Origin of the sequence: Paenibacillus glucanolyticus NBRC 15330, from assembly GCF_004000885.1 — a bacterium.
In the GTDB taxonomy this organism is placed as follows: Bacteria; Bacillota; Bacilli; order Paenibacillales; family Paenibacillaceae; genus Paenibacillus_AQ; species Paenibacillus_AQ glucanolyticus.
On record NZ_BIMC01000003.1, the window covers coordinates 278,388 to 299,092 of the forward strand.

The following is a 20,705-nucleotide window of genomic DNA, read 5'->3' on the forward strand; positions in this document are numbered from 1 at the left end:
AGGGGAAAACACATGTCATCCGCGGTTAAGGAAAGCAGAAGCGACAAATTGTTCCTGGTATGCAACTACATCTATCTGACGATAGCGCTCGTCATTGTGCTGTACCCGCTGCTATACATCGTCAGCGCCTCAATCAGTGATCCCAAGTATGTCAGCTCCGGCGAAATGTGGCTTATTCCAAAAGGGATTACGTTTGACGGTTATGCCCGGGTGTTTGAGAACGCCAACATCTGGATCGGTTATAAAAATACGATTATTTATACGGTGGTAGGCACCATCGTCAACCTCATTGTCACCCTGCCGGCAGCGTATGCGCTGAGCCGCTCGGACTTCGTAGGACGGGGCTTCTTCATGGCGTTGTTCCTGGTAACGATGTTCTTCGGCGGAGGGCTCGTCCCGAGCTATCTGCTGGTTAAGGATCTTGGCATGGTGAACAGCATGTGGGCACTCATTCTGCCAGGCGCCGCATCTATCTGGAATATTATCGTATCCCGCACGTTCTTCCAGTCCACCATTCCGAAGGAGCTGCAGGAAGCGGCCCATATCGACGGGTGTACTAACTTCCGGCTGTTCATCCGAATTGTGCTTCCGCTCTCCATGCCTATCATTGCTGTCATGGCACTCTTCTACGGAGTCGGACACTGGAACAGTTACTTTAGCGCCATGATCTATCTGAATGATTCAGCGAAGTACCCGCTGCAGCTCTTCCTGCGCCAGATCCTGGTGCTTCAGGAGATGGCAGCGCAGGGCGGCGGAGCCATTGATGCCTCTTCAGCGACGGCGATGAATACCAAAGCGGAAATCGCTGCGCTGGTTAAATATGCCGTCATTATTGTTGCGACCGTTCCGGTCATTGCGATTTATCCGTTCCTTCAGCGTTACTTTGTGCAGGGTGTTATGATTGGTTCCGTCAAGGGCTGATCTTAAACCATAATCCACACTAAAAAGGGGAGTTGTTGTCATGAAAAAGCTTCGCAAGGCTTCATCGATTGTACTCTGCCTCACCTTATCAGCAGCATTGCTTGCAGCCTGTGGTTCACCCAAAGAAGAGGGAGGTTCCTCGACTTCCGGTACGGCCAGTACCGAAGGGGTCAAAAAAGAGGGATTCCCGATCGTTGACAAACCGCTGACGTTAAAGGTTATGTCCCAGGATGCGGGCGTAGCCGACTGGAACACGATGCCGGTCCTTCAAGAGATGGAGAAATTGTCGGGTATCAAGCTGGAATATCAGTTATCGCCAATCGACAGTTTTGAAACGAAGAAGAATCTGGTGTTCGCAAGCGGCGATTTGCCAGATATGTTCTACGCTGCGGATCTCAAGCCGGCTGAGCAGGTGACTTACGGCAGCCAGGGCATTCTGATCCCGCTGGAGAAATACATTGACGAAGGATATGCCCCGAATATCAAAAAGATTCTCGACGAGCATCCGGATGTCCGCAAATCCTTTACGACGCCTGACGGACATATGTATGCGCTGCCGTTCATCGATACGGCCGCCGTGTGGTACAGAGGTCCGATGTGGTATAACGGCGAGTTCCTGAAGGCGCTTAATGTGGAAGAGCCTAAGACTACGGAGGAATTGTATACGTATCTGAAGCGTGTGAAGGAAGAGGATCCTAACGGCAACGGTCAACCGGATGAAATTCCGCTTACTTCCGTAAAACTCGATGATCTTCGAATGTTTTTCTTCGGCTTCTGGGGAATGTACAACGAAGGAATCTATGCCGATAAAGACGGAAAAGTGCACTATCCTTACCAGGAAGAAGGCTACAAAGGCTATCTGACGTTCATGAACCGCTTGTGGAAGGAAGACCTGCTGGATCATGAGACCTTCTCGCAAACCGGCGATCAGAAAAAAGCAAAAGGCGAAAGCAACAAGCTTGCGCTCTTCAATGACTACCATCCGTACTTTACGCTCGGCGGCGAGCCTAGCACGGATCACCCGCTGATGACACCTGTGAAGAGTGAGATCGCAGACTCTCCTGTATACGGCAAGCACCCGGGTATGTCGGCCCGCGGCACCTTTGCGATTACCAGCAGCAACCCGTCCCCGGAGGCGACGATGCGCTGGATCGATTATCTGTACAGCTATGAAGGTGCGACCCTGTTCAATCAAGGTCCTGAAGGCGTGCTGTGGAAATTCAAAGACAAGGAAAACCGGGTGAAAGAGTGGCTTCCTGTCCCTGGCGGTGGAGACCGTGAGGAATACCGCGGCAAAATCACACCGAACTACGGCATTTTGACTCCGGGCATTAACGATCCGGATGTCGCGAAGGGTCTTCGCACCGAATTTGATGAGTGGATTGACCAGCAGAACCAAGAGAAGCTGGTGCCAATCGGAAAGGCTCCATTCCCTAACGTTTATTTGACAAATGAAGAGCAAAGCGAAGCAACCGCTCTATTGTCTGACCTGGATACGTATGTCAAGCAGATGGAAGCGAAATTCGTGACCGGTCAGGAACCGATGGAGAACTGGGATAAATATATAACGCAGATCAAGAAGATGGGCAGTGACCGTATCGTCGAGCTGTATCAAGGGGCATACGACCGCTGGAACACCGGAAAATAAGAAAATAGATCCAACATAAAAGCCAACTCATCCCGGTCCCTCCAGGCCGGGGGTTGGCTGTTGTTTTTAACGGGCAAGCCCTCATCATCTTGTTAAGGCCATAATCACAAATCAGATATCGGAGGTACACCATGTCGGAGAATAAGCTGGTAGAGGAAGAAGAGCAAGCGGTAGTAGAGCAGGGCGTACACAATTTCAGCAGTGAGGATAAGTGGGTGAAGCCGGAGGATCCGCTGCTTCTGGAACGCCTGGAGTGGTTCAAGGACCAGAAGCTTGGGCTGATGATGCACTGGGGACCGTATTCCCAGCTGGGTCTCGTTGAATCTTGGGCGCTGAGCGACAAGGATGCGGATTGGTCGCGTGACGGCATCGACTGGGATATCGATGCGGAGGAGCTCAAGCGGCAGTATTTTGACCTGAACAAGACCTTCAATCCGCTTCGCTTTCAGCCTGAGCTGTGGGCTGATCTTGCCGCGGATAACGGCTTCAAATATTTGAACTTTACCACCAAGCACCATGATGGATTCTGCATGTGGGATACGCATACGACCGACTATCGTGTCACGGGTCCGGATTGTCCGTTCCATACGCATAAACACGCCGATATCACCAAGGAGCTGTTCAACGCCTTCCGTGCGAAGGGACTTGGCATCTCTGCATATTTCTCCAAGGCCGACTGGCATACGCCATACTACTGGGCGCCGGGGATGGAGGCAGGCAGCTTCACGTCCAGGGGCCCCAGCTATAACCCGCAGGAATACCCGTGGCTGTGGGAGCAGTTTGTCCAGTTTACGCACGAGCAGATTATGGAGCTGATGACCCGTTACGGCCGCATTGATGTGCTGTGGCTGGATGCAGGCTGGGTGAACGACTACCGGGATCAAAATATCCGATTAGGCGAGGCAGTGGAAAAGGCGCGCAAAATTCAGCCTTGGCTCCTCTCGGCAGACCGTACGGTTGGCGGACCGTACGAGAATCTGATTACGCCGGAGCAGACGCTGCCTGAACGCGCTCTTCATGTCCCATGGGAGAGCTGCATCACGATGGGAACCTCCTTCTCCTTCCGCTATGAGGATCGTTATAAATCGGTGCGTCAGCTCATCCATCTGCTAGTCGAGATTGTGGCCAAGGGCGGTAATCTGGCGCTCAATGTGGGCCCGCAGCCGGATGGAAGACTGTCCGAAACGGCGATTTCACGCATGAAGGGTATGGGAGCCTGGCTAAAGGTCTATGGGGAGGCGATTTACGGAACGCGTATTTGCGAGCCGTACTCCTCCGGTGCCGTTCAGTTTACCCAAAAAGGCGATACCACCTATGCCATCTACCTGTATCGCAGCGAGCAGGAGTCGGTTCCCGAGGAACTGCATATTCCGTTGCAGTCGCCGTTTGGCCGCATTGATCTGGTAGGGGGTCAGGAGGCATTGGATTACCGCCGCACGGAGAATGGCATTGCCGTCCGTCTTCCGGAACAGGAGCGACAGGGTCTGGCGCCGATCGCGCATGTATTGCGGTTTCGTTAAGGAGCGGGAACAGCAGCATTACGAATTTTTCACATACAAGGACTTCGGAGAGGTGTGAACAGATATGCAGAAATGGTTCCAGGACGCCAAGCTGGGGATATTCATTCACTACGGCATCTATGCCGTGGACGGGGTTTCGGAATCGTGGTCCTTCTACAATGGACGGATTTCGTACGAAGAATACATGAAGCAGCTGGACGGCTTTACGGCATCGAGATTCAATGCGGAGAAGTGGGCGGACTTGATTGAGAAATCCGGTGCCCGATATGCCGTGCTGACAACGAAGCACCATGACGGTGTTGCACTGTGGGATACGCAGTACAGTGACCTCCATGTGGTGAAGCGGACTCCGGCCAATCGGGACATCGTGCGGGAGTATGCGGAAGCGATCAGGGAGAAGGGGATTCACCTGGGTATGTATTTCTCCCTGATCGATTGGTCGCATCCGGATTATCCGAGTGTGTTCGAAGGAGGCAGGGTGCCGGAGGATCTCAGCGGCGTCAACCCGCATTCAAGTCCCGTGGACGGCGTTCAGGATCAGGAGAAGTGGCAGAAATTTCTGGAGTTCAACAACAACCAGCTGCGGGAGATTCTGACGAATTACGGAAAGGTGGATCTGCTGTGGTTCGACGGCGACTGGGAACGGAGCGCCGAGCAGTGGAATCTGCCGAAGTTCAAGCATTACCTGCAATCCTTTAACCCGGACATTATCATCAACTCCCGTCTTCAAGGCTATGGCGATTATAAGACGCCGGAGCAGGGCATACCGATCACGAGACCGGAGGGGCCATGGGAATTCTGCACCACGATCAACACATCCTGGGGCTATGTGCCAACGGATCATAAATATAAATCGTTACACCAGATCATTCGGATGTTCTGTGACTGCATTTCGATGGGCGGCAATATGCTGCTGGATATCGGTCCGCGCGAAGACGGCACCATCGATAAGAGGCAGGAGGATATTCTGCTTGGGCTGGGAGCATGGATTCGGACCCATGAAGAGGCCGTGTTCGGAACGGGAGAAGGCATCATGTCCCGCTATTATCTGGGAGGCAGCACCGTATCCGAGGACAGAAAGACATTGTACCTGTTTGTGTATGACAATCCGAAAGAGAGTGTGTGCATCAAGGGGCTCTGCAACAAGATCAGGAAGATTACCGTGCTGCATTCAGGGAAAGAGCTTGCTCATGAGATTCACGGGGGCGTGCCCTGGTTCAACATTCCGGGAACGACCTGGATCAGGATGACCCCGGAAGACACGCATGAGCAGGTGACGGTGCTGAAGCTGGAATTGGAGGAGGAGCTGGAGATGTACGGCGGCTCAGGAGCCGTTGTGACTCATAACTAATCTACGGGGAGGGCCAAGCGCCGAGGGGTGCAGGGTCTCCCTTACGAAGCGGAGAGAGCGACATGAACCAAAGTGGAGTGCCAGAGCCGAGGATTGAGTATGCTCCCAAGCATTATATATGCCAGCGTGCGGGGCAGCCGCTGGTGCTGGACGGCCGCGTGGATAAGGCATTCTGGGCTGCGGCCGATTGGACTGAGGACTTCGTTGATATCGAAGGGGATCTTCGTCCTTTGCCTGGGAAGCAGACACGGGTAAAAATGCTGTGGGATGACAACTATTTCTACTTTGCTGCCGAGCTGATCGAAGATCAGATATGGGCTACCTTGACGGAGCGCGATTCCGTTATTTTCTACGATAATGACTTTGAGATTTTCATCGATCCGGACGGGGACACCCACCAATATTATGAATTCGAGATCAATGCGCTGAACACGGTGTGGGACCTGCTGCTGGTGAAGCCGTATCGGGACGGCGGGCCTCCGGTCAACGGCTGGGATATCAGCGGTCTCAAGACGGCGGTGTCTATCGACGGGGAGCTGAACCGTCCTGACGCCGATAACCGGAAATGGAGTCTGGAAGTGGCGATTCCCTGGACCAGTCTTAAGGAGTGTGCCGAAGGCGGGCGCCCGCCTGCTCCGGGAGAGTTCTGGCGCGTCAACTTCTCGCGGGTGGAATGGCAGGCTGAGGTGCAGGACGGTGAGTACCGCAAGGTGCTAAACCTGGAGACGGGGAAGCCTTATCCGGAGGACAACTGGGTCTGGTCGCCTATGGGCATTATCAATATGCATTATCCGGAGCTGTGGGGATATGTCGTATTCGCGGACGGCGAGGGGCCCCGGTCGTTTACGCTTCCGGATGACGAACGGATCAAGTGGGAGCTTCGCAGGCTCTACTACCGGGAACGTAATTATTATGAAGCCCAGGGTGAATTTACACAGGATGTGAAGCTGCTCATGGGTGAGGATTCATGGAGCATCGAGCCTGTCATTGAAACGACTCGCAGCCTGTTCCAGATTAGTGCGCCTTCCTCTGATGGAACAGCCCTAATCTGTGTACGGGAAGACGGAAAGTTATGGAGGGAGTGAACGGAGGATGACCAGCCAAACTTTGGTGTTCTCAATGGATTCGCAGATGCTCGAGCGGATCGAGCAAAAATTCCGGGAGAAGGTCGTGTTTGCGGAAGGCCGCAAAGATAAGCTGTTCCATGTTTTTGGGCAGGAATTAACGGAAGAAGAGACTTGGGCCTTAAAATATTTGTTTGCCTACATGCCGGTGAACGATTTGGCCGACTATGACGGAGAGTTGTTCCTCAGCCATGTGCGCAGAACGCTGGACACCCGCAAGCGCGTCCCTTGGGGAGACCGCGTGCCGGATCACTTGTTCCTGCATTTTGTGCTTCCCTACCGGGTCAATACGGAGAATATTGAGGATTACCGCGGTATTCTCTACAACGAATTGGCAGAACGGACAGCCAAGTTATCCATGGCAGACGCCATTCTCGAAACCAATTACTGGTGCCACGAGAAGGCAACTTACATCGGCAGCGATCTGCGTACGATATCGCCGCTGACTTTGATCCGCAATGCGCGCGGGCGCTGCGGCGAGGAGTCCACACTGGCGGTGGCCGCTCTTCGAAGCATTGGCATACCTGCGCGTCAGGTCTACACGCCGCGCTGGGCTCACTGCGACAGCAACCATGCCTGGGTAGAAGCTTGGGCGGACGGCCAGTGGTATTATATCGGGGCATGCGAGCCGGAAGCCCGCCTGAATCAAGGCTGGTTTAGTCCGCCGGCCCGCAGAGCGATGCTGATCAATACGAGGATTTTTGCCGATTATCCGGGACCGGAGGATGTCACGCTCTCCGAGAAGGGATATACGGAGATTAATTTGCTGGAGAACTATGCACCGGCTCGAACGATCCGTATACAGGTGAGGGATGTGCAGGGAGAACCTGTTGCCGGAGCAAGTGTCCGCTTTGAGCTGTACAATATGGCGGAATTTTATCCCATTGCCGAAATCAAGACCGATGAGCAAGGGGAGGCTGCTTTCAAGACAGGTTATGGCGATCTCTTGATTCGTGCGGTCTACGGCGGCCTGTGGAATGAAACCCTCTTCAAGGCTCAGGACGGCGAGTGTGTTGAGCTTGTGCTGGACTCATCAGAGCAGCCGGCAGGGATTGTGGATTTCGATATGGTCCCTCCCCCGGAAGGAGAGGGGGAAGCGGCGATTGCGTTATCGGAGGAGAAGATCCGGGATCACAACCGCCGTCTTGAGGAAGGGGCTAAGACCCGGAGCGAATATGAGCGTACATTCCCGAGTGAGGAAGAGGCGTTCGCACTGGCTCATAAGGCTGAACTGCCTCCGGAGCGGGTGTGGGATATTCTGCGGAAGGCACGGGGCAACAGCCGCGAAGTCGCAGCTTTTCTGGAGGGGCGCTGCTCCAGTGAATACGGCGAGTGGCCGCTGCGGCTGCTGGAGTCGCTGAACGAGAAGGATTTGATCGATACCTGTCGGCAGACGCTGGATGATCATCTGATTGGCGCACTCTCGCAGCGCGGACAATGGGCAGAGGATACGTTCGTGAAGTACATCCTGTGCCCGCGGGTTTCCTATGAAATGGTGGTTCCTTACCGAAGCTTGTTTCAGAATGCCTATTCAGCGGGCGAGGCGGCGGCATTCAGGGAGGAGCCTTCGAAGCTTGCCCGCCTTCTGGAACAGGGCTATACGCATTATGAGGATCTTCCCAACTTGAAGGGCAAAGGAAATCCGGCAGGGACCTACAGTCTGATGAAGGGGGATCTGCAGTCGCTTGATATTCTGTTTGTGGCTGTATGCCGCAGCTTGGGCATTCCGGCCCGATTGCATCCGAGCGAGCAGAAGCCGCAGTACTTGGTCGACGGAGGCTGGGAAGATGCCGTGTTCAGTCTCGGCTCGCCTCGCAATCAGGAGAGCTCCGGTTGGGGAATGCTGCAGCTCCTCAGAGATCCCGAGGCTTCACAGGATGCGCCGGCCGCATCCTATGCCGAGAACTTCTCGTTGGCCCGCCTGGAAGATGGCGTATATAAAACGCTGGTTTATCCGTATGGCAGCACCGATGTCTACGATGAGCCATACGAGGTTGAACCGGGAGCCTATCGCTTGACTACAGGCATCCGTCTGAAGGATGGAACCGTAAGCGTGCGCTTCCTTTACTTTACCGTGCGTGCCGGGGAGACCACGGAGGTTGTGCTGACTTATCGGGAGACGGTGGTCGATATCCCCGTGCTGGGCAAACTGGCAACAGGCAGTGTACTGACCCGTCTGGATGGATCAGAGGTCGTACTGGAGGATCTTCTGGAATCGGCGGGTTCCATTGCTGCCTGGATTGAACCGGAGCGGGAGCCGACCAAACATCTGATTCGCGAGCTGAGCGAGCTGGCTGAATCGTTCGATCAGCTGGGAATGCCGATCGTGCTGGTGATCGGAGATGCGGAATGGAACGTTTCCTTCGACCCTGCGGGTTATCCGAGGCTGCCGGTACGCACGGTTTTTGTGCGGGATTCCAGTTATGCCTCCTTGTCCGGTTTCATTCCGAAGCCCGCGGCTCACGAAGCTGGCTATCCTCATCTGTTCGTGCTGGATAGCCGGGATCAAATCCGTTATACGGCTTCCGGGTACAAGATCGGTACCGGGAAGGAAGCTCTGCAGATTGCAGCGGCGATATCTCAATTTTCGAATGGATCGGAGTGAAGAGTATGACGAACTATATTGCTGCAGGTTATGCCGTCGATGCTGTTCTTCCCGACATGGCGCATGAGGATCTGTTGAAGTTAACCCACCTGAACGTCGCCTTCGGCCACGTCAAGCATGGTGAGATCACGACCGAGCATTTGAAGAACGGCGAGGTTGTTCGGAACATTAAGCGGGATCACCCGCATCTTACGGTGCTGCTGTCCGTTGGAGGCTGGAGCGCCGGCGGTTTCTCCGAAGCCGCATCCACCGAGGCAGGGAGGAACAGCATGGCCGCATCGGCCGTCCGGGTGCTGGAAGAATACCCTTTTGATGGGATCGATCTGGACTGGGAGTATCCTTGTTACGGTGAAGCCGGCATCGCCTCGAGTCCGGATGACAAACGGAATTTCACCTTGCTTCTCAAGGCGATTCGGGAGGCACTGGATGCCAAGGGATCCGGGGATAGCCGCCATTATCTGCTTACAATTGCGGCAGGTGCAGACCAATACTACCTGGACGGTACAGAGATGGACGAGGTGCAGCGCTACCTCGACTTTGTCCAGTTGATGACCTATGATATGCGCGGCGGTTTTCAGGTTCTGACCGGTCATCATACGAATCTGTACACGTCGACCGGCGATCTGTTCCGAATCAGTACAGATGCGTCTGTGAACCTGTTCGCTCGCGCGGGCGTCCCGAAGGAGAAGATGGTGATCGGTGCGGCATTCTACTCGCGGATCTGGGCTGAGGTTCCGGATCGAAACCGCGGACTTCACCAAATGGCTGGCAGCACAGGCGGCTACGGTCCGGCCTTTGCCGAGCTGGACGCGAATTACATCAACAAGAACGGCTACGTTCGATATTGGGACGAGGAAGCCTGTGCGCCGTACCTGTTTAACGGGTCCAGCCTGATTTCTTATGATGATGAAGAATCGATCCGGTGCAAATGCGATTATGTGAAGGATCAAGGCCTGGCCGGGATCATGTTCTGGGAATACGGCTGCGACCCGACTCGCCGCCTGCTGGGTGCAGTGCATCAAGGACTTCAAGGCATCCCTGCTGCAAAATAGAAGGAGCTTGGCGTACGACGTAGTTTGGCTGGCTCGAAAAGTGACCGTTAAAATATACGAAAACCTCCCCTTAACTGTACGGCTAAGAGGAGGTTTTTGATTTATTGGGCGAATCGCTTACCCGATGGGATCTTCGTCGCCGTCGTTCGAAGCCGTTACCCGATGCGCTCTTCGTTGCTGTCGTTCGAAGCTGTTATCAGATGCACTCTCCATCGCGGTCGGCCGAACCCGTTACCCATCACCCGATACACTCCTCTTCGTCATCATCCGAGGAATCGGCCGAGCCGTTGGGACTGTGCATCTTGCGGTATTGTCCGGGCGTATAACCCGTCTCTTTCTTGAATTTACGGATGAAGTTCGGTGTATCCAGGTAACCGACACGCGTGATGATATCCTTTAACGGGTCGGTGGTATGCAGCAGCAGCCGGATGACCTCATCCATCCGTTTCTGCCAGATGTATTGAGTGAAATTCATGCCGATTTTCTCTTTAAAGGAGCGGCTGAAATACGATGAAGAGATGGTGAATTTGGATGAGATCGTGCCCAGGCTGAGGTCGTAATCCGTGAAATTGGCATCGATATAAGCAACGATTTCGTCCATCAACGAGCTTTCTTCCGTCTCGCTCTTCGCCTCGACATGGGCGCAGATTTCGGCGGCCAGGCCTGCCAGTTTCTTCTCCAGATCCTCCAGCGAGTCGTAGGAGGTAACCCTTGGAAGCTGATGAACCACATGATGGATGCCAAGCTCCGAGGCCGTTTTTAGCATCGTATTCAGAATATCGAAGCAGATGCAGCGGAGCAGCGGTACGGACGGCATTTCCGCTTTCAGGTTATTCAGCGCGGTGGATACCATCTGAACCGCCACATCGTAACTGCCCTGTTTCAAGCTCTGAACCAGCTTCAGCAGTACATCCTTGGGAACCCAGAAGGAGGAATCCTGTGTGCCGGAACCGGAAAGGGCGTTGAAGAAGGTGCTGCTGCCCTGTCCGTGCAGCATGGACGACTCCAGAGCGGTCGACGCCTCGATGTAGGACTGATTCAGCTGCTCGGGATAACTGTAGCGGTTGCCTATCCCGATTGCGGGTGCAGCGCCGGTATGCTCTGCCGCCATCGATTGCAGTGCTTCGACGATGGGCTCCATACGGGCATTCAGACTGGCTTCATGCCCGGTTTCGGCATCAAACCCGACAATAAGGGCCAGTTGATCTGGCTGTGGCAGCTCCACACCATAGGCATAGGCGGAAAACTCCGGCAGTTCCACATCGTTCATCAGCTGCATGACAGGTCTCCGCTCAGGGTTATCCCCGATGGGGAAGGCATGCGTTTCCCAGCCCATGGTCACCACAAAATAATGGGACCTGCTGAAGCGGATGCCGAGCTTCTCCGTAAACTCTGAGGGGAATTCTCCGGTATGACCATGCTTCAGCAGCATGAGCAGTATATGATTGCGAGCGTAGGGCTCCTGAAGATCCACGCGCTGGCTGTAATCGTGCAGCGTTTTCTTGATCCATTCCAGCTCGTTGCTGGATGTGGATGGTTCCGGGTTGTTCTTCAGTCGGATGAACTCCATCAGGTCTGATATCGGATGGTATTGTCGCCGGGCCAGCATAATGGCCAGAATGGTGCCCATCACCACCACGAAGGAGAACACCAGAATAATAAAGGTGCGAATATGGACGATCCGGCTGAAAAACTGGTTGCTCGGCATCGCGGTTACATAAGTCCAGCCAGCTTCAGATTTGACGGATACCACCGAATGCGGTTCTTGATTTAGTGAGAGGCTGTGCGTGCCGGGCTCAAGCGCAAACAACGCATTGACTTCCTCTTCGGTAATGGTTTCCCCTTTGTAATTGGCGGCCAGCACCTGCCCGTAATTATCGAAGATATAAGTCATCCCATGGTAGTCGCTGAGAATGGAATCAATCAATCCGGTGAGGTTGGATTCGTGAATCAAGTACATGACGGTTCCGTGGGCGGGCGTGTTGTTAGGTGCAATCGGTACAAGGTAGGCCAGCATGGAATTCTGGATTTTGGTGCCTTGCACGACCTGCTCCGCCGGGCGCATGGTGGGGAATTGCACGTTATTCAGATCGCGGACCATGTCCGCTTCGTTCCAGGTATTGAATTTGTAGCGGCCTGTGAATACATCCAGGTTCTCGAAGCCCTGAGAGGAGTAGATGCTATCATCTCCGCGGAAGAACAGGAATAGTTCATCGATAATGGAACTGTTGGCTTTGTATTTGACCAGGGCTCCAATCGATTCCCGGCTGTAGTAGGGATGGTGGGTCCAATACCGCGTTAACTGCTCGTCATAGGCAATGCGAAAGGCGATGTCCTGCAATTCTTTCATGCGGTCATCAATGACGGTTTTTGCCTGGGTCAGCTGATTGACATTGGTTTGTTCGATCTCTGATCGGAGGGTATTGACGGCATTATGATAAATAATGATGGTTAATATAACAAGAGGTATAAGGAAAATGGAGATATAGGACAGCGTGTATTTAAGCAGAAGCTTGGACTTGAAGTGATTCCATTTCATATCTGCAACCCCCCGTATTTTAAACAGCAGCAGCGATAGCGCTCTCATAAAGACAGCGAAGCTATTGCCATAGTGCCAAGCCGCTAGATGTTCCTACTAAAAATACTAGGAGAACTTCTCTAATAAATCAATGGATCAATGCTAAATTTCAGAGGAATCATGCCAAAAGTCTCAGACCAGGTACGGATGCACATGAGCATTCGGATGTACCTTACAGAAGCAGCTAGGGGTGGAATCCGAGGACATCTGTCAGACATATCATTGCCAAAAAAACCGGAGCCGTCCATGGCTCCGGTTGGTCTGTATAAGCTTGATATAGACAGCGATTAAGGTTTTGCGAGAAGCGTTGGTGCAACGCGGTGCTTCGTTGCCTGTTCATAGTCGTAGGCCAATCCGAGCAGATCGGCCTCGCTCCACATTTTGCCGACAAAAGCGATGGCAAACGGGGAGCCGCTCTTATAATATCCTGCAGGTACTGTAACCAGAGGAACCCCCGCAATGTTAATCTCGGGAACGGTGGTATCCGCGATTTTGTCTTCGCTGTGAAGAAGCGGCGTTTCTTTGTACATTTGAGGAAATACGAGTGCGTCCAAGCGATGTTGATCCATTACACCGTTAAAAATATGAAGATACTTTGTTCTGGCCTCTGTGAATTTGGATAAATCGGGAATGGCATCTGGATTTTTCAGGGCTTCCTCGTATTTAGCGAGTGCCGAAGGGGTCTCGCCGGTCTTCTTGATCAGTTCGTGAACTGATTTAATTGCTGCATTTGGCCCTAAACGCTTTAGATACTGTTCCATGTCATACACGATCGATTCAATGCCAATGGAGCCGGCCGATTTGGCGAATTCGGCAAATTCCGTATCGGCAAATGGATCGGTAACCACGATGGCCCCCTGGCTCTCCAGCTCCTTCACGGCACGGTCATACAGCTGCTGCGTTTCCGCTGTCAGTTCCTCGCCGAGCCATCCCGGTCCATAGAGACCGATGCGCTTGTTCTTGAGCGCGAGCGAGTTGAGCTTGGATGTGTAGCCTTTGCGGGGGATGTTGCCGATCGAGGCCACGGTCTTGGCATCTTCGGCCGTGTAGCCGGCAATGACGTCCAGCATCACGGCTGCATCATGGACCGTTCGGGCATGCGGACCGACAACGTCCCTGGTGCTTCCGGCGAGAGGAACAACTCCGGCATTTGGCACCAATCCGAAGGTTGGCTTGATGCCAACCAGCGCTTGGGCCGCCGCCGGATTCTGGATCGATCCGCCGGTTTCCTCCGCAATGCCGAGCACGGCAAAATTGCCCGAGATGGACATGGCTGTGCCGGAACTGCTGGCGCCCGGCACCAGCTTCCGGTCTACGGCATTATAGGTGTCGCCAGCCCAGCTGGAGCTGGCGCGCGTGCCGTCGGAGCTGAATGCCGGGATATTGGTCTTGCCCAATATAATCGCACCGGCTGCTTTCAGCCGGGCAACGACAGGGGCATCCTTCTCCGGAATCAGCTCGATCCCTCCGAGCTCTTTGCTGAGCGGAGCCCAGCCGAAGGTGGACGGAAAGCCGGCGACGTCAACGGCTTCCTTAATGACAATCGGAACACCGGCAAGGGGGCCGAGCTTCTCGCCAGCCGTCCGGCGGCGGTCAATCTCGCGAGCTTCCTGGAGCGCATTGACATTCATCATGGTAAACGCATTGTAATTGGATTCATAGATGTTGATGCGGTCAAGGTATGCCTTCACGATCTCTTCGGTCTTGAACGCTCCTGCGGCGTAACCCTGCTCTAGTTCCTTCAATGTAATTTCCTCATAGGTAAACCGCTCGGCCGCCGCCGCGGTAATGTTGTTCATCACCAATCCAAGCAGAAGTGTCATGGTCATCGCGCGTTTGAACAGCTTGGTTTGTTTTCTTAACATCAATGGCTTCCCCCATTCGTAGTTTTTTTCGCATCTCCCGTTCGATCGTAGGTGACTCGGAAAAATGGAACATATCGCATATGTTATTATTCATAACATATGTTAATGATCCAGACTCTCGCCACTCGTTTTCACCTCCTGTATCTAACATAATAATGACAATAAAGTAGATAATTCCTTTATTACTAAGTAAAGCTAATGCAATTTCTTGAAGGTGTCAATCATTTTAGAGCAAATTCAGTATAAATTATGTAAGATAATCTTACATTTGGTTCATAAAAAAGAACCCGTGAATATGACACCCTATTCGCATAGGCGTCTGTTCACGGGTTATAAAAGGTTCCGTCCTATTTCGGGGGAAACGAACGGTTTTAGGATATGCTGCCTTCCGCTTGCGACAGCAGCTGCTGCTTCCGGTAGATGAGTTTGGAGATAGAAACGCTGATCTCGTACAGCAGGAACAGCGGAACGATCACAATCAGGTCGGACATGATATCCGGCGGTGTGATGGTGACAGCTACGATACAGAGCAGGAAGTAGGCCGATTTACGTATTTTGGCCAGACGATGCGGATTCACGATGCCAAGCTTTGTCAGAAATACGACGATTGCGGGCATTTCGAACAGGAATCCGAACGGAACGGTCATATGAATCATGAACGTAAAATACTTTTGCGCCGTGTACATGGTCTGGAATTGTCCCTCGGCCATACGTTGCATGAACTGGAGCACCATGGGAAAGAGCACAAAGTATCCAAAGCATATGCCTGCAATAAATAACAGGCTGATTACGGGAATGAGCTGCATGGCAGAGCGGTGTGTCCCATCAGGCAATGCCGGCTGCACGAACCGCCATATTTGATAAGCGGCAATCGGAAGTGTAACGGTAACGGCAACCACACCGGCAATGATCATATACACCCACATTACCTCGGAGGGACCAAGCAGAACGAGCTGCTCGTCCATGCCTCGTACCAGCCAATGGTAGATCTTCTCAACATAGATGAAGGCGGCCGTCATCGCTACGAGAAACGCAATCAGCGTGCGGATCAGGCGCTTCCGCATTTCTTCCAGATGCTCGACCGCGCTCTGGTCGTTTGGATCAGCTGTGCTGCTTACTGGCTGCTGCCGTAGTTTGCGTAGCATCGTCTTTCTTCTCATTCTCATCGTCTCCGTTCATCAAGTTGCGGGTTGCGCCCTTGAATTCACTTAGAGTTCGCCCGAAAGCGCGACCGAGCTCGGGAAGTTTGGAGGGACCGAATATAATGAGTGCAATAATCAAAATGAGAACCAGGCCACCGATTCCGATATTTCCAAACGGCATGATGTTAACCCCTTTCTATGCTGGATTATGATTCTAATTTGAATCCGCTAATCGCCACGACGGCACAGCGCGCCATGTTCTCGCCGGAGCGGTGAGGCCATGTGCTGCTTGGCTTGCTGAGGTCCTCCGTATTCTCACCTGGGTGTTGAACGGACAGGAAGAGCGTCTGCTCATCGGGTGTGAAGAAGGGACCGGTAAGCTCCGACTCTACCGGACCAGAAGCAAATTGCAGCGCAGCTCCTTGATCCGGTCCGCTTGTTGGAATGACGAACAGTCCGTTATTCATAAAGGGTTTGTGAACACCTTTGTTCTGGCTGCTGCTGGAGATGTCCGTCACGACCCACAGATCGCCGTTCGAGTCGAAGGCCAGGTTGTCTGGTGAGCTGAAGCCGGATTGGCGTCCGCCCGCAGCAAAGATTTCAAAGTCGAATTCCATGGCCGCCAAATCGTTGCCCGCTTCAAAAATGCGCGTGATATGGCCGTGGATATTGCCGTGATTGTCGTTGTTTGTATGGCAGATAAACACCGTGTTATCGAACGGAGAAATTTCGATGTCTTCCGGACGGTCTGTCGGCGTTCCACCAACAAAACGCGCAGCTTCCTGACAGTAAGTCACGACGTCGCCCTGGGACTTGAATTTGGCGTGTGCCTCTTTGTCCTCTGCAATGGCTTTTGTTACAGCTTCCAGAGTGACCGGCTGCCATTTGCCCGACTTCAGGTTGGCAACATACAGGGTTCCCTCTTCCAGAAGTGCGGAGTTGGCGCGGCCTTTGCTTTTGTCATATTTGTTCTTGCTGATAAATTTATAGACACAGGCATCCTTCTTGTCGTCGCCCATATAGACAACGATCCGGCCGTCTGCGGCAAGGCCCATGGCCGTATTTTCATGATTGAATCTGCCGAGAGCGGTGTGTTTTTTCAAGAAGGATTTGTCGAACGGATCGACCTCAACGACCCAACCGTAATGGGTATCCGGCAGCTTCGAGACCGCTGCGGTTTCCTCAAAATTCTCTTCACAAGACAAAACCGTGTCCCACAGCGTTACGCCGCCGGAGCAGTTGGCAAATGTGCCTGTTGCGGTTGTGGCGCCTTTCAAGGCTGGAATGCCTTTGGCAGGGCCGGTAATGTCGAATTTAGTGAAGCCGTTGATGCGGCGGGCATGGGTGGAGGTGGTGTCCATTTTCCATACACCCTTCTCGTCGCGGTATACTTCGATCACTGACATGCCTTGGTAATACAGATTTTTATGGATTTGATCCGCGGACATTTTACCGTCCTTCACCGGTCCGATCGAGAATATGGTCGAGTACTCGTGATTGTTGACCAGCAGGCCGCGGACATTGGAGCCCTTAATCGGGAAGAAGGCGTTGTAGTCACAGCCGGAGCCGAATTTTTCGCCAGCGGGATTAATCACATCGTCGAAAGCTGCAATGACATCGTATTTAAAATTTTTAGGCAGGACGAGTTGATCTGCTTTGGTTGGCTCGATAGGCTCGAAATAGCCGCTGACCCGATTCGTTTTGAATCCGAACAGATGATTTGCGGTTCCGGACATAGCGGAAGCCTTGCCTTCTAATACGCCCAAGCCAGCGGATGCGGCTGCCAATGCGGTTGCGCCGGTACCCAGATAAGACAGAAACGTTTTGCGGTCCATTGTTTTACTCAAGCTTATCCACCCCTAATATAAATTGCCATCAGGACAAGTGTATAGGGGAAGTGTTAAGAGAGTATCATCCATTATTGGTGCAATTGTAAAAATAAAGTAATCTGAGGGGGTGTTATACCTTAAAGGGGCGGTCAGAACAGGTTGTTAGCGGCGCCCCCGTACATTTCTGGATTTACGGGATTTGGGGATAGTGCCAGGGGGAGTCTTGCGGATCCAGCGGATGAAGGATTGCATGGCAGGATTGAGCTGCAGAGCTGATATCGTAGTTAGCTCCAGATCAATGAGCTGTTTGTTTGTAAAAAGATGATGAATGTGTCTGTGACATGGGATACACAGCAGGGCCGTAGGAAGGTTAACGCCGCCATATTCCTTGGGTGTCAGATGGTGAATCGTTGTTTCTACACCTGACCTGCCGCAGCATTCACACCGATCTTCCGATGGGTCCACCGGATCTTCACCTCACCTTTATGGTTGCGGGAACCTTGATACTAATGGCATACCCCAGATGGGGGTGCCATTATACCTTTCCGCGGCTCCTGTTGATGGGCCATTCAGTGGCTTGCCCCGAACGGTGCTCTCACAGCGCGCGGGGCGGTGTGGGATGGAGGAGATGAACCGCACGCAACGCAGGCGGTTACATGGAGCCAATTGATTAGCGACCACACGCGGCAAGCAGCTACTAATATCGGTAACTACGTGAGCCGGGTCAACAAGCACTATCATCCCCAAGCATTAGCGACTGCGTGCATGTCACCGCATGAATCCGCCAGCCACATGCAGTGGCATTCCCACCCTTATATCTACTTGTTGTTATATCGCTGCCGCATCTGGTCAGCCATCATCCGGATTTCCTCGGTTGTTGGCATAACGAATCTGGAGGCGACTCCTGTTAAATCTTTGTCCGACTGCCCATTGCGGATAACCTCTCTTACCGCTGTTATAAACTGCTGTACCGCTGCTGCGCCGCTCCCGATATTTGTCAGTTCCTCGAGACTGGCCGTGCTGGTAGTTTCTACGATAGGGTACTGCTTCGGATCTGCTGTTTCCGCTGCAATATCATAGAAAGAACGAACGAGGCGGGCGCGTTCGCTGCCTGAGCCTTGGGCGATGATAAAAGCTTGAATGATAAAAGCTTTTCGCTGCCTGCGCTGGGCTATGCCGCAAAATTTAAGACCTCGAATGCTCAAATCGAATGTCCCGGGGCAGAATGCTCCGGCAATCTCGCCGGTATCGACCCTTTGCCCGGTGCTGTGCAGCGCTTCCCGGATCAGCTCCACCATGATCTCAAAGTCCTGATGAAAATCAGGCGCAGGTCCCTTGGATGCAAACGGAAGAATAAGGGACAGGTTTACGACCCCGGAGTCCAAGGGAACCGCAGCCCCGCCTGAATGACGGACGGCGGTATCATAGCCGAGTGAGCGAAGCAGGGCTTCCCCCTGTGCAGCTTGGGGCAGTCTGCTGTCGCGCACACCCATGACAAAAGCGCGCGGATGCCGCCATATATGGCAGATCGCGGGTCCGCCCTCTCCGGTCAGTCTGCATAGGAGCTCGTCCAGCGCAAAATGGCACAGCACGTCCTGCTGTGTTAAATCATCGGTTCGGTCGAGCAGCAGTATGGGTTGATCTTCAGGTAGTAACAGCGGGATATTCACGCTTTTCTTGCGCCTCCTTTATGAGTCCAGATATAAGTTTATAGATTCATGAATGGATTTGAAGGTAGGGGATTTAAGGAGAATGAAACCTTGTTCTTGTAGAAGAAGTACCTTAGCATAGGGTTTGTCTTCTTCATGCAGATCGAAGGGAATTTTCCTTAAAACAGCATACCATAAAGTCATGGTGGAGCGGCGAGCCATGCTCTTGCCGAGCCAAAGATTTTGCAGCGAGCAAAGGACGTAACACCTGGTGCGTTGTCATCCTGACAGAGTTTGGCGGCATGCTGAGCTTCATTGACAATAGGGGAGGAACTTGCATATAATCCGAGTAAGTTTATTGTCTTTGTTAGAGATTTGGTGGGGAGTTCCTTCACTTCATATATAAAGGAGAACGTCATGGAGATTTATAATAGCATTGTTGATATGATCGGTCAGACGCCAATGGTAAAACTTCAGCGGCTGGCGTCTGCAGAGGCCGCCGATGTTTATGTAAAGCTGGAGAGATTCAATCCTTCGGGAAGCGTGAAGGACCGCGCAGCCTACAATCTAATTCATACCGCGGAGGAGCAGGGCCTGCTCCAGCCGGGCGGCACGATCATAGAGCCGACCAGCGGTAACACGGGCATTGGCCTGGCGATGATTGCGGCAGCTAAGGGCTACCGGGCCATATTGATTATGCCGGATAACATGTCCAAGGAGCGGATTAACATATTAAAGGCATACGGGGCGGAGGTCGTGCTGACGCCGAGCAGCGAGCGTATGCCGGGCTCAATTGCCAAAGCGCTTGAGCTTCGAGAGCGGATTCCGGGAAGTTTCATCCCGCAGCAGTTCGAGAATGCCGCTAACCCGGATATTCACCGGGTGACTACAGCACCGGAAATATTGGAGCAGATGGAAGGGCGGCTGGATGCTTTTGTTGCGACTGCTGGAACGGGCGGTACGGTAACCGGAACCGGAGAGGAGCTGCGAAAGTCTCTGCCGAGCCTGCATATCGCGGTGGTCGAGCCGAAGGGCTCGCCTGTGCTTTCCGGCGGACAACCGGGACCGCACAAGCTGGTTGGCACAAGTCCGGGCTTCGTGCCGAAGATCCTGAACACGAGTGTGTATGATGAGATCATACAGATCGCTGACGAGGATGCGCTGCAAACTGTTCGGGATTTGGCACGCAAGGAAGGAATTCTGGTCGGACCGTCCTCCGGCGCTTCGGTATTCGCAGCCCTTCGCGTGGCAGAACGGCTGGGGGAAGGGAAGCGAGTCGTCTGCATTGCGCCGGATACGGGAGAACGGTATTTGAGTATGGATATTTTCTGAATGATGAACAAGCTGCCCAGGAGCTGCAGAGTACGGAGATGCTCAACCGGTTAGCGGCTGAGTTCGGAACTCCTGAATCGGTGAAACGG

At 53.2% G+C, this 20,705-nt stretch carries 15 protein-coding genes; 8 read left to right on the forward strand and 7 right to left on the reverse strand.

Going from position 1 to position 20,705, the window contains the following annotated elements; genetic code table 11:
- Positions 1-12 precede the first annotated feature (12 nt).
- From PGL02S_RS07365 to PGL02S_RS07395, 7 genes are all read left to right on the forward strand, one after another.
- On the forward strand, positions 13-921 hold the full coding sequence (locus PGL02S_RS07365; RefSeq protein WP_006207075.1) for a carbohydrate ABC transporter permease: 909 nt from the start codon (positions 13-15) through the stop codon (positions 919-921).
- 40 nt (positions 922-961) lie between these two features.
- Entirely contained in the window at positions 962-2,569 is a 1,608-nt protein-coding gene (locus tag PGL02S_RS07370) for an extracellular solute-binding protein (RefSeq protein WP_006207074.1), read from the forward strand.
- Positions 2,570-2,700: 131 nt separating this feature from the next.
- On the forward strand, positions 2,701-4,089 hold the full coding sequence (locus PGL02S_RS07375; RefSeq protein ID WP_036640174.1) for an alpha-L-fucosidase: 1,389 nt from the start codon (positions 2,701-2,703) through the stop codon (positions 4,087-4,089).
- Between the two features lie 64 nt (positions 4,090-4,153).
- Positions 4,154-5,440 (forward strand): alpha-L-fucosidase, encoded by a 1,287-nt coding sequence (locus PGL02S_RS07380; protein ID WP_036640171.1) that lies wholly within the window; start codon positions 4,154-4,156, stop codon positions 5,438-5,440.
- Between the two features lie 62 nt (positions 5,441-5,502).
- Positions 5,503-6,525, forward strand: coding sequence for a carbohydrate-binding family 9-like protein (locus PGL02S_RS07385; RefSeq protein ID WP_036640169.1), 1,023 nt, complete (start codon positions 5,503-5,505; stop codon positions 6,523-6,525).
- A gap of 7 nt (positions 6,526-6,532) precedes the next feature.
- Positions 6,533-9,169, forward strand: coding sequence for a transglutaminase domain-containing protein (locus tag PGL02S_RS07390; protein WP_036640167.1), 2,637 nt, complete (start codon positions 6,533-6,535; stop codon positions 9,167-9,169).
- Positions 9,170-9,174: 5 nt separating this feature from the next.
- On the forward strand, positions 9,175-10,221 hold the full coding sequence (locus tag PGL02S_RS07395; RefSeq protein ID WP_036640166.1) for a glycoside hydrolase family 18 protein: 1,047 nt from the start codon (positions 9,175-9,177) through the stop codon (positions 10,219-10,221).
- A gap of 238 nt (positions 10,222-10,459) precedes the next feature.
- On the opposite strand, the gene PGL02S_RS07400 is transcribed toward PGL02S_RS07395, so the two are convergent.
- From PGL02S_RS07400 to PGL02S_RS07430, 7 genes are all read right to left on the reverse strand, one after another.
- Positions 10,460-12,760 (reverse strand): helix-turn-helix domain-containing protein, encoded by a 2,301-nt coding sequence (locus tag PGL02S_RS07400; RefSeq protein ID WP_036640164.1) that lies wholly within the window; start codon positions 12,758-12,760, stop codon positions 10,460-10,462.
- 326 nt (positions 12,761-13,086) lie between these two features.
- Positions 13,087-14,664, reverse strand: coding sequence for an amidase (locus PGL02S_RS07405; protein ID WP_036640160.1), 1,578 nt, complete (start codon positions 14,662-14,664; stop codon positions 13,087-13,089).
- Between the two features lie 371 nt (positions 14,665-15,035).
- Positions 15,036-15,809 (reverse strand): twin-arginine translocase subunit TatC, encoded by a 774-nt coding sequence (gene tatC, locus PGL02S_RS07410; RefSeq protein WP_081742769.1) that lies wholly within the window; start codon positions 15,807-15,809, stop codon positions 15,036-15,038.
- The gene (locus tag PGL02S_RS07415; protein ID WP_006207066.1) at positions 15,766-15,987 is read right to left on the reverse strand and encodes a twin-arginine translocase TatA/TatE family subunit; all 222 of its coding nucleotides are present in this window, start codon (positions 15,985-15,987) and stop codon (positions 15,766-15,768) included. Before PGL02S_RS07415 ends, tatC begins: the two co-directional genes overlap by 44 nt.
- A 25-nt stretch (positions 15,988-16,012) precedes the next feature.
- Positions 16,013-17,641: a PhoX family protein gene (locus tag PGL02S_RS07420; RefSeq protein ID WP_036640597.1), complete on the reverse strand. Its 1,629-nt coding sequence runs from the start codon at positions 17,639-17,641 to the stop codon at positions 16,013-16,015.
- 156 nt (positions 17,642-17,797) lie between these two features.
- A complete protein-coding gene (locus tag PGL02S_RS07425; RefSeq protein WP_081742768.1) occupies positions 17,798-18,100 on the reverse strand; it encodes an HNH endonuclease in 303 nt (100 codons plus the stop codon).
- Positions 18,101-18,453: 353 nt separating this feature from the next.
- Positions 18,454-19,305 (reverse strand): lipoate--protein ligase family protein, encoded by an 852-nt coding sequence (locus PGL02S_RS07430; RefSeq protein ID WP_006207063.1) that lies wholly within the window; start codon positions 19,303-19,305, stop codon positions 18,454-18,456.
- Positions 19,306-19,701: 396 nt separating this feature from the next.
- On the opposite strand from PGL02S_RS07430, the gene cysK reads away from it, so the two are divergent.
- A complete protein-coding gene (gene cysK / locus PGL02S_RS07435; protein ID WP_006207062.1) occupies positions 19,702-20,616 on the forward strand; it encodes a cysteine synthase A in 915 nt (304 codons plus the stop codon).
- Positions 20,617-20,705: the final 89 nt, after the last annotated feature.

Excerpts from the sequence above, each read along its gene's own strand:
- tatC (WP_081742769.1), bottom strand. The coding sequence starts at position 15,809 with ATGCTACGCAAACTACGGCAGCAGCCAGTAAGCAGCACAGCTGATCCA.
- PGL02S_RS07390 (WP_036640167.1), top strand. The coding sequence starts at position 6,533 with ATGACCAGCCAAACTTTGGTGTTCTCAATGGATTCGCAGATGCTCGAG.
- PGL02S_RS07380 (WP_036640171.1), top strand. The coding sequence starts at position 4,154 with ATGCAGAAATGGTTCCAGGACGCCAAGCTGGGGATATTCATTCACTAC.
- PGL02S_RS07415 (WP_006207066.1), bottom strand. The coding sequence starts at position 15,987 with ATGCCGTTTGGAAATATCGGAATCGGTGGCCTGGTTCTCATTTTGATT.
- PGL02S_RS07420 (WP_036640597.1), bottom strand. The coding sequence starts at position 17,641 with ATGGACCGCAAAACGTTTCTGTCTTATCTGGGTACCGGCGCAACCGCA.
- PGL02S_RS07385 (WP_036640169.1), top strand. The coding sequence starts at position 5,503 with ATGAACCAAAGTGGAGTGCCAGAGCCGAGGATTGAGTATGCTCCCAAG.
- cysK (WP_006207062.1), top strand. The coding sequence starts at position 19,702 with ATGGAGATTTATAATAGCATTGTTGATATGATCGGTCAGACGCCAATG.
- PGL02S_RS07375 (WP_036640174.1), top strand. The coding sequence starts at position 2,701 with ATGTCGGAGAATAAGCTGGTAGAGGAAGAAGAGCAAGCGGTAGTAGAG.
- PGL02S_RS07405 (WP_036640160.1), bottom strand. The coding sequence starts at position 14,664 with ATGTTAAGAAAACAAACCAAGCTGTTCAAACGCGCGATGACCATGACA.
- PGL02S_RS07400 (WP_036640164.1), bottom strand. The coding sequence starts at position 12,760 with ATGAAATGGAATCACTTCAAGTCCAAGCTTCTGCTTAAATACACGCTG.
- PGL02S_RS07395 (WP_036640166.1), top strand. The coding sequence starts at position 9,175 with ATGACGAACTATATTGCTGCAGGTTATGCCGTCGATGCTGTTCTTCCC.
- PGL02S_RS07370 (WP_006207074.1), top strand. The coding sequence starts at position 962 with ATGAAAAAGCTTCGCAAGGCTTCATCGATTGTACTCTGCCTCACCTTA.
- PGL02S_RS07365 (WP_006207075.1), top strand. The coding sequence starts at position 13 with ATGTCATCCGCGGTTAAGGAAAGCAGAAGCGACAAATTGTTCCTGGTA.